We start from the raw sequence: 8,100 nt of genomic DNA, 5'->3' as shown, positions 1-8,100 counted from the left end.
ATCACCGTCAAGCTGATCAACCCGATCGCGATGGAAGAAGGTCTGCGCTTCGCTATCCGTGAAGGCGGTCGTACCGTCGGCGCCGGCGTGGTTGCAAAAATCATTGCTTAAGAATCCTGCCAAACACTAGCATCCGGCAGCGCCGGATGCTACAATAACGGATTCACTGAAAGTTTTACGTAGGGGCGTAGCTCAATTGGCAGAGCGTCGGTCTCCAAAACCGAAGGTTGGGGGTTCGATGCCCTCCGCCCCTGCCACCGAACCTGGTGCAGGGCACCGAAAGTAAAATAGAATGTCTAATCAATCCGTGCAAACCGTTAGCACGTCAAACGACAAGTTCAAAGTCGTGCTGGCAGTGGTTGCAGCGATTGCGGGCGTAGTCGGGTTCTTTTACCTGGCAGGTCAACCAACCCTGGTGCGGGCAGCTGCGCTTGTGGTTGGTTTGCTTATTTCCGCTGGCATCGCATACACCTCCGCCACCGGCCGTGATTTCCTGAATTTCGCCAAGGAAGCCGTTCGCGAAACCAAGAAAGTTGTTTGGCCGACGCGCAAAGAAGCCACGCAAATCACGATGATCGTGTTTGCCTTCGTCCTCGTGATGGCTGTGTTCCTGTGGGGCACGGATAAGCTGCTGGAATTCCTGTTGTACGACGTCATCCTGGGTTGGAAACAATAATGAGCGAAAATGTGCAAGACGAAGTGCCGGGCAGCGTCCCGGCACAAGATGCTGGCGCGGCGCTCAGCGTGCCTGTCAGCAATAAGCGCTGGTATGTCGTGCATGCCTACTCCGGTATGGAAAAGAGCGTGCAGCGCGCGCTGACCGAGCGCGTCGAACGCGCCGGCATGCAAGACCAGTTCGGCCAGATCCTGGTGCCGACCGAAGAAGTGGTCGAAGTCAAGAACGGCCAAAAATCGGTGACCGAGCGCCGTTTCTTCCCCGGCTATGTGCTGGTTGAAATGGAAATGACCGACGAAACCTGGCACTTGGTGAAAAATACCAGCAAAGTGACGGGCTTCATCGGCGGTAAATCGAATAAGCCGACCCCGATTCCCGCGCGCGAGATCGAAAAGATCATGCACCAGATGCAGGAAGGCGTGGAAAAGCCACGGCCGAAAGTGCTGTACGAAGTGGGCGAGCAAGTCCGCATCAAGGATGGCCCGTTCACCGACTTCAACGGCAATGTCGAAGAAGTCAACTACGAGAAATCCAAGGTGCGCGTCTCCGTCACCATTTTCGGCCGCGCAACGCCGGTCGAACTCGAGTTCGGCCAGGTCGAGAAAGTATAAGCAAGAAGCGCCCACGGAGCGCTGCTCCGGAACCTGGTTCCAGCAAAATCCGCCAAGAGGAGCCCTGCCATGTAGGATCGGCGGGGCGCTACTACTCAAATCCAACGATAGGAAGTGCCCAACATGGCAAAGAAAATCATTGGCTTTATCAAGCTGCAAGTGCCAGCTGGTAAGGCAAACCCATCCCCTCCAATCGGTCCTGCGCTGGGTCAGCGCGGCCTGAACATCATGGAATTCTGCAAAGCCTTCAACGCCCAAACCCAGGGTCTGGAGCCTGGCATGCCGATTCCCGTGGTGATCACCGCTTTCGCCGACAAGTCCTTCACCTTCGTGATGAAGACTCCGCCGGCAACCTACCTGATCAAGAAGCACTCCGGCGTGCAAAAAGGTTCGCCGAAGCCACATACCGACAAGGTTGGCAAGCTGACCCGCGCACAAGCGGAAGAAATCGCTAAACTGAAAACCCCGGATCTGACCGCTGCCGATATGGAAGCTGCAGTGCGCACCATCGCTGGTTCCGCACGTTCGATGGGCATCACGGTAGAGGGCATCTAATCATGGCAAAACTGTCCAAACGCGCTCAAGCCATCAAGGCTAAAGTAGACCGTACCAAAGTGTACGCCTTTGACAACGCTGTCAGCCTGGTCAAAGAACTGGCGACCGCCAAGTTCAACGAATCGATCGACGTGTCCGTGCAACTGGGCGTGGATCCGAAGAAATCGGACCAAGTCGTGCGTGGTTCCGTCGTGCTGCCAGCTGGCACCGGCAAAACCGTTCGCGTGGCCGTGTTCGCTTCGGGCGACAAGGCTGAAGCCGCGAAAGCCGCCGGCGCCGACGTCGTGGGTATGGAAGACCTGGCTGAGCAAGTCAAAGCCGGCAACATGCCTTTCGATATCGTCATCGCGTCGCCTGACACCATGCGTATCGTTGGTACCCTGGGCCAGATCCTGGGCCCACGCGGCCTGATGCCAAACCCGAAAGTCGGCACCGTGACGCCTGACGTGGCAACCGCCGTGAAAAACGCGAAAGCCGGTCAAGTGCAGTACCGTACCGACAAGGCCGGTATCATCCACGCCACCATCGGCCGTAAATCGTTCAGCGATGCAGACCTGAAGAGCAATCTGCTGGCCCTGATCGACGCTCTGAACAAGGCAAAACCAGCCTCGTCGAAAGGCGTGTACCTGCGCAAAGTGGCGATCTCGTCCACGATGGGCGCGGGCGTGCGCGTCGACCACGCTGGTCTGGCTGCCTAAGTCAAGAATCAAGTCCCGGCGGTATCTTCGCCGGGCGCATCTTTGGGCTGGCGGCGCGCGCAAGCGCGGCGCCAGGCAATCAAAGACCGTTGGGCCGCTTGCAGCAGGCAGGCAAGGGGTTAATAGCGAAGGCTCCCAGCGCAGATGGTGTACCCGAACAAGTTTCGTAGTCCATAGGACTCCTAAACCTCGGACGCCGTTGTTCGAACCGATGCCAGGCATTTGCCGCGCATCATTTAAGGAGGTTGACCGTGGGTCTCAATCTGAATGACAAAAAGGCCGTCGTCGCCGAAGTTTCCGCAAAAGTAGCAACTGCGCAAACGATCGTCGTGGCCGAGTACCGTGGCATCCAGGTTGGTCACTTGACGCAACTCCGTGCTAAAGCGCGTACCCAAGGCGTGTACCTGCGTGTTCTGAAGAACACCCTGGCCCGCCGCTCCGTGGAAGGTACGCAGTTCGCCGCCCTGGCCGATGAAATGACCGGTCCGCTGATCTATTCGATCTCGGATGACGCCGTTGCCGCAGCGAAAGTCATCAACGACTTCGCCAAAACCAACGACAAACTGGTGATCAAGGCTGGTAACTTCGCCGGTAAACAGCTGGATAAAGCCGCTGTTGCCGCGTTGGCGAGCATTCCTAGCCGTGAAGTCCTCATCTCGCAGCTGTTGGGCGTTATGCTGGCTCCGGTGTCGGGCTTTGCACGTGGTCTGGCTGCTCTGGCAGCCAAGAAAGAAACCGAAGCCGCTTAATTGCGCGCCCGGTTTCGCAGTCAATACCAATTCTGTAGCATTACAAATACATTAGGAGTTTCAAATGGCAATTAGCAAAGACGATATCCTGAACGCAGTGAGCGAAATGTCCGTGATGGACCTGAACGAACTGGTCAAGGCCTTCGAAGAAAAATTCGGCGTGTCCGCTGCTGCAATGGCTGCTCCAGCTGCTGGCGGTGGCGCTGCTGCCGCTGCTGTTGAAGAGCAAACCGAGTTCAACCTGGTGCTGTCCGAAGTCGGCGCGAACAAAGTGGGCGTGATTAAAGCTGTCCGCGAAATCACCGGTCTGGGCCTGAAAGAAGCCAAAGATCTGGTGGACGGCGCTCCGAAGACCGTGAAAGAAGCCCTGTCGAAAGCTGACGCTGAAGCCGGCAAGAAAAAGCTGGAAGAAGCTGGCGCCAAGGCCGACCTGAAGTAATTTTAGTACCGGCGCTGGCAGTCTTTTGCGCCTGAGCCAAAGTTGCGGATCTCCTCCCCAGAGGGGGAGATCCGGCTTTGGCTCCTTTGTCGTCTGTGCCGTATTTGTAGCTCTGCCGTTTCGCTGTGCCGTAGTTCCCCTGTCTTGTTTGCAACCTGCTGGAAGCGTAGTGCCTTGAGGTTTCCCCTGTGTTCCACAGCCGAAACCTGAATTTTCTATCCTTTCCTGTCACTCACGGAGTGTCCATGCACTACTCATTTACTGAGAAGAAACGCATTCGCAAATCATTCGCGAAACGCGCCAACGTCCACAACGTTCCGTTCCTGCTGGCGACCCAGCTCGAGTCTTACGAAAACTTCTTGCAGGAGCACACCGCTCCCTCGACGCGCAAGAATGAAGGCCTGCAGTCGGCCTTCTCCTCCATCTTCCCCATCGTATCGCACAATGGCTTCGCGCGTCTGGAGTTCCTCTCCTACGTGCTGGGCGATCCGGCCTTCGACGTCAAGGAATGCCAGCTGCGCGGCTTGACCTTCGCCTCGCCGCTGCGCGCCAAGGTGCGTCTGGTGATCCTGGACAAGGAATCGCCGACCAAGCCGGTGGTCAAGGAGATGAAGGAACAGGAAGTGTATATGGGCGAACTGCCGCTGATGACGACGACCGGTTCGTTCGTCATCAACGGCACCGAGCGCGTCATCGTTTCGCAGCTGCATCGCTCCCCTGGCGTGTTCTTCGAGCACGACCGCGGCAAGACCCACTCCTCGGGCAAGCTGCTGTTCTCGGCCCGCATCATCCCTTACCGCGGTTCCTGGCTGGACTTCGAGTTCGACCCGAAAGACGTGCTGTACTTCCGTGTCGACCGCCGCCGCAAGATGCCGGTCACGATCCTGCTGAAGGCCATCGGCATGACGCCGGAACAGATCCTGGCCAACTTCTTCGTCTTCGATAACTTCAACCTGCGTTCGGAAGGCGCGGAAATGGAGTTCGTGTCCGAACGCCTGCGCGGTGAAGTCGCGCGCTTCGACATCGTCGATCCGAAGTCGGGCAAGACCCTGGTCATGAAAGACAAGCGCATCAATGCCAAGCATGTGCGCGACATCGAAACGGCCGGCATCGCCCACATCTCGGTGCCGGAAGACTATCTGCTGGGCCGCGTGCTGGCCAAGAACATCGTCGACCCGGAAACCGGCGAAGTGGTCGCTTCCGCCAACGACGAGCTGACCGAAGAGGTGCTGAATCGCCTGCGCGACGCCAATATCAGCGCGATCCAGACCCTGTACACCAACGACCTGGACCAGGGCGCCTACATCTCGCAAACCCTGCGCATCGACGACACCGCCGACCAGACCGCCGCGCGCGTGGCGATCTATCGCATGATGCGTCCTGGCGAACCGCCGACCGAAGAGTCGGTCGAAGCCCTGTTCAACGGCCTGTTCTACAGCGCCGACCGGTACGACCTGTCGGCCGTGGGCCGCATGAAGTTCAACCGCCGCATCGGCCGCGATGAACTGACCGGCGCCATGACGCTGTCGAACGAAGACGTGCTGGCCGTGATCAAAATCCTGGTCGAGCTGCGCAATGGCCGCGGCGAAGTCGACGATATCGACCACTTGGGCAACCGCCGCGTGCGTTGCGTGGGCGAGCTGGCCGAGAACCAGTTCCGCGCCGGCCTGGTGCGCGTCGAGCGCGCCGTCAAGGAGCGTCTGGGCCAAGCCGAAGCCGACAACCTGATGCCGCACGACCTGATCAACTCGAAGCCGATTTCGGCCGCGATCCGCGAGTTCTTCGGTTCGTCCCAGCTGTCGCAGTTCATGGACCAGACCAACCCGCTGTCGGAAATCACCCACAAGCGCCGCGTTTCGGCCCTGGGCCCGGGCGGTCTGACGCGCGAACGCGCCGGCTTCGAGGTGCGCGACGTGCACCCGACCCACTACGGCCGCGTGTGCCCGATCGAAACCCCTGAGGGGCCGAACATCGGTCTGATCAACTCGCTGGCACTGTATGCCCGCCTGAACGAGTATGGCTTCCTCGAAACGCCGTACCGCAAGGTCGAGAACAGCATGGTGACCGACAAGATCGATTACCTGTCCGCCATCGAAGAGGGCCGCTACATCATCGCCCAGGCGAATGCGACCATCAATGGCGAAGGCAAGCTGAGCGACGAGCTGGTGTCGGCCCGTGAAGCCGGCGAGACCATCCTCGTGTCGCCCGAGCGCATCCAGTACATGGACGTGGCCCCAGGCCAGATCGTGTCCGTGGCAGCCTCGCTGATTCCGTTCCTGGAACACGATGACGCGAACCGCGCGTTGATGGGCGCCAACATGCAGCGCCAGGCCGTGCCTTGCCTGCGTCCGGAAAAAGCCCTGGTCGGCACCGGCATCGAACGCACCGTGGCGGTCGACTCCGGCACCACCGTGCAAGCCCTGCGTGGCGGCGTGGTCGATTACATCGACGCCGGCCGCGTGGTGATCCGCGTCAACGACGAAGAGGCGCAGGCCGGCGAAGTCGGCGTGGACATCTACAACCTGATCAAGTACACCCGTTCCAACCAGAACACCAATATCAACCAGCGTCCGATCGTCAAAGTGGGCGACCGCGTGGCGAAAAATGACGTGATCGCCGACGGCGCATCGACCGACCTGGGCGAGCTGGCACTGGGCCAGAACATGACCGTGGCCTTCATGCCATGGAATGGTCTGAACTTCGAGGATTCGATCCTGATCTCGGAAAACGTCGTGAAAGACGACCGCTACACCTCGATCCACATCGAGGAACTGTCGGTGGTTGCGCGCGACACCAAACTGGGCGCGGAAGAAATCACGCGCGACATCTCGAACCTGGCGGAAAACCAGCTGGCGCGTCTGGATGAATCGGGCATCGTCTACATCGGCGCCGAAGTGCAGGCCGGCGACACCCTGGTCGGTAAAGTGACGCCGAAGGGCGAAACCCAGCTGACCCCGGAAGAGAAGCTGCTGCGCGCCATCTTCGGCGAAAAAGCGTCGGACGTGAAAGACACCTCGCTGCGCGTGCCCTCGGGCATGGTCGGCACCGTGATCGACGTGCAGGTGTTCACGCGCGAAGGCATCCCGCGCGACAAGCGCGCCCAGCAGATCATCGACGACGAGCTCAAGCGCTTCCGCCTGGACCTGAACGACCAGATGCGGATCGTCGAGGGCGACGCCTTCCAGCGTCTGGAAAAAATGCTGATCGGTAAAGTCGTCAACGGCGGTCCGAAGAAGTTGGCCAAGGGCGCCAAGATCACCAAGGAGTACCTGGACGATCTGGACAAATACCACTGGTTCGACATCCGTCCGGCCGAGGACGATGCCGCCACCGCCCTGGAAGCGATCAAGGAATCGATCAACGAGAAGCGCCACCAGTTCGATCTGGCCTTCGAAGAGAAGCGCAAGAAACTGACCCAGGGCGACGAGCTGCAACCTGGCGTGCAGAAGATGGTCAAGGTCTACCTGGCCGTGAAACGCCGCCTGCAGTCGGGCGACAAGATGGCGGGCCGCCACGGTAACAAGGGTGTGGTCTCGCGCATCGTGCCGGTGGAAGACATGCCTTACATGGCCGACGGCACGCCGGCCGACGTGGTGCTGAACCCGCTGGGCGTTCCGTCCCGTATGAACGTGGGTCAGATCCTGGAAACCCACTTGGGCTGGGCCGCCAAGGGTCTGGGCATCCGTATCGGCGAGATGCTGCAAGCGCAGATCAAGGTCGAAGAGATGCGCAAATACCTGACCACCGTGTACAACGAGTCGGGCAAGAAGGAAGAGATCGCCAACTTCAGCGACGACGAAATCATGGGCCTGGCGCACAACCTGAAAAAAGGTGTGCCGTTCGCGACCCCGGTGTTCGACGGCGCGCACGAAGAGGAAATCCGCCGCATGCTGGACCTGGCGTATCCGGACGAGATCGCGACCAAACTGGGCATGACCCCGTCCAAGAACCAGGTCACGATGTACGACGGCCGCACCGGCGAGGCGTTCGAGCGCAAAGTCACCGTGGGCGTGATGCACATGCTGAAACTGCACCACTTGGTCGACGACAAGATGCACGCGCGTTCCACCGGTCCTTACTCGCTGGTGACGCAGCAGCCGCTGGGCGGTAAAGCCCAGTTCGGCGGCCAGCGCTTCGGTGAGATGGAGGTGTGGGCGCTGGAAGCGTACGGCGCGTCCTACGTGCTGCAAGAGATGCTGACCGTGAAGTCCGACGACGTGAACGGCCGTACCAAAGTGTACGAGAACCTGGTCAAGGGCGATCACGTGATCGACGCCGGCATGCCGGAATCGTTCAACGTGCTGCTGAAAGAGATCCGTTCCCTGGGTATCGATATGGACCTGGAACGCAGCTAAGACCACAGCACGTCGCC

The 8,100-nt window shown here is 59.6% G+C and carries 8 protein-coding genes and 1 tRNA gene; all 9 read left to right on the top strand.

All coding sequences use genetic code 11. The features are described from left to right. Positions 1-111 (top strand): EF-Tu C-terminal domain-related protein (locus tag FHS03_RS25295; protein ID WP_495072202.1); only part of this gene is annotated, 111 nt, incomplete at its 5' end. Positions 112-181: 70 nt separating this feature from the next. Continuing rightward, positions 182-257: transfer RNA gene (locus FHS03_RS25290), tRNA-Trp, on the top strand. A gap of 35 nt (positions 258-292) precedes the next feature. Then, entirely contained in the window at positions 293-676 is a 384-nt protein-coding gene (secE, locus tag FHS03_RS25285) for a preprotein translocase subunit SecE (RefSeq protein WP_176345434.1), read from the top strand. After that, a complete protein-coding gene (gene nusG, locus FHS03_RS25280; protein WP_050409865.1) occupies positions 676-1,287 on the top strand; it encodes a transcription termination/antitermination protein NusG in 612 nt (203 codons plus the stop codon). Before secE ends, nusG begins: the two co-directional genes overlap by 1 nt. Before the next feature lie 123 nt (positions 1,288-1,410). Continuing rightward, positions 1,411-1,842: a 50S ribosomal protein L11 gene (gene rplK / locus FHS03_RS25275; RefSeq protein ID WP_183443667.1), complete on the top strand. Its 432-nt coding sequence runs from the start codon at positions 1,411-1,413 to the stop codon at positions 1,840-1,842. A 2-nt stretch (positions 1,843-1,844) separates the two neighbouring features. Beyond that, positions 1,845-2,540, top strand: a complete 696-nt coding sequence (gene rplA, locus FHS03_RS25270) for a 50S ribosomal protein L1 (RefSeq protein ID WP_183443666.1) — start codon at positions 1,845-1,847, stop codon at positions 2,538-2,540. A 251-nt stretch (positions 2,541-2,791) separates the two neighbouring features. Next, positions 2,792-3,289, top strand: a complete 498-nt coding sequence (gene rplJ / locus FHS03_RS25265) for a 50S ribosomal protein L10 (RefSeq protein ID WP_050412558.1) — start codon at positions 2,792-2,794, stop codon at positions 3,287-3,289. A gap of 64 nt (positions 3,290-3,353) precedes the next feature. Further along, on the top strand, positions 3,354-3,728 hold the full coding sequence (rplL, locus tag FHS03_RS25260; RefSeq protein ID WP_028103001.1) for a 50S ribosomal protein L7/L12: 375 nt from the start codon (positions 3,354-3,356) through the stop codon (positions 3,726-3,728). Between the two features lie 245 nt (positions 3,729-3,973). After that, the gene (gene rpoB, locus FHS03_RS25255) at positions 3,974-8,083 is read left to right on the top strand and encodes a DNA-directed RNA polymerase subunit beta (protein ID WP_183443665.1); all 4,110 of its coding nucleotides are present in this window, start codon (positions 3,974-3,976) and stop codon (positions 8,081-8,083) included. Positions 8,084-8,100 lie beyond the last annotated feature (17 nt).

The organism is Pseudoduganella violacea (assembly GCF_014191875.1).
GTDB classification, from domain to species: Bacteria; Pseudomonadota; Gammaproteobacteria; order Burkholderiales; family Burkholderiaceae_D; genus Rugamonas; species Rugamonas violacea_A.
This window is presented reverse-complemented; position numbering and strand designations above follow the sequence as displayed.

Coding starts and splice junctions, on each gene's coding strand:
- secE (WP_176345434.1), top strand. CDS start 293: ATGTCTAATCAATCCGTGCAAACCGTTAGCACGTCAAACGACAAGTTC.
- nusG (WP_050409865.1), top strand. CDS start 676: ATGAGCGAAAATGTGCAAGACGAAGTGCCGGGCAGCGTCCCGGCACAA.
- rplK (WP_183443667.1), top strand. CDS start 1,411: ATGGCAAAGAAAATCATTGGCTTTATCAAGCTGCAAGTGCCAGCTGGT.
- rplA (WP_183443666.1), top strand. CDS start 1,845: ATGGCAAAACTGTCCAAACGCGCTCAAGCCATCAAGGCTAAAGTAGAC.
- rplL (WP_028103001.1), top strand. CDS start 3,354: ATGGCAATTAGCAAAGACGATATCCTGAACGCAGTGAGCGAAATGTCC.
- rpoB (WP_183443665.1), top strand. CDS start 3,974: ATGCACTACTCATTTACTGAGAAGAAACGCATTCGCAAATCATTCGCG.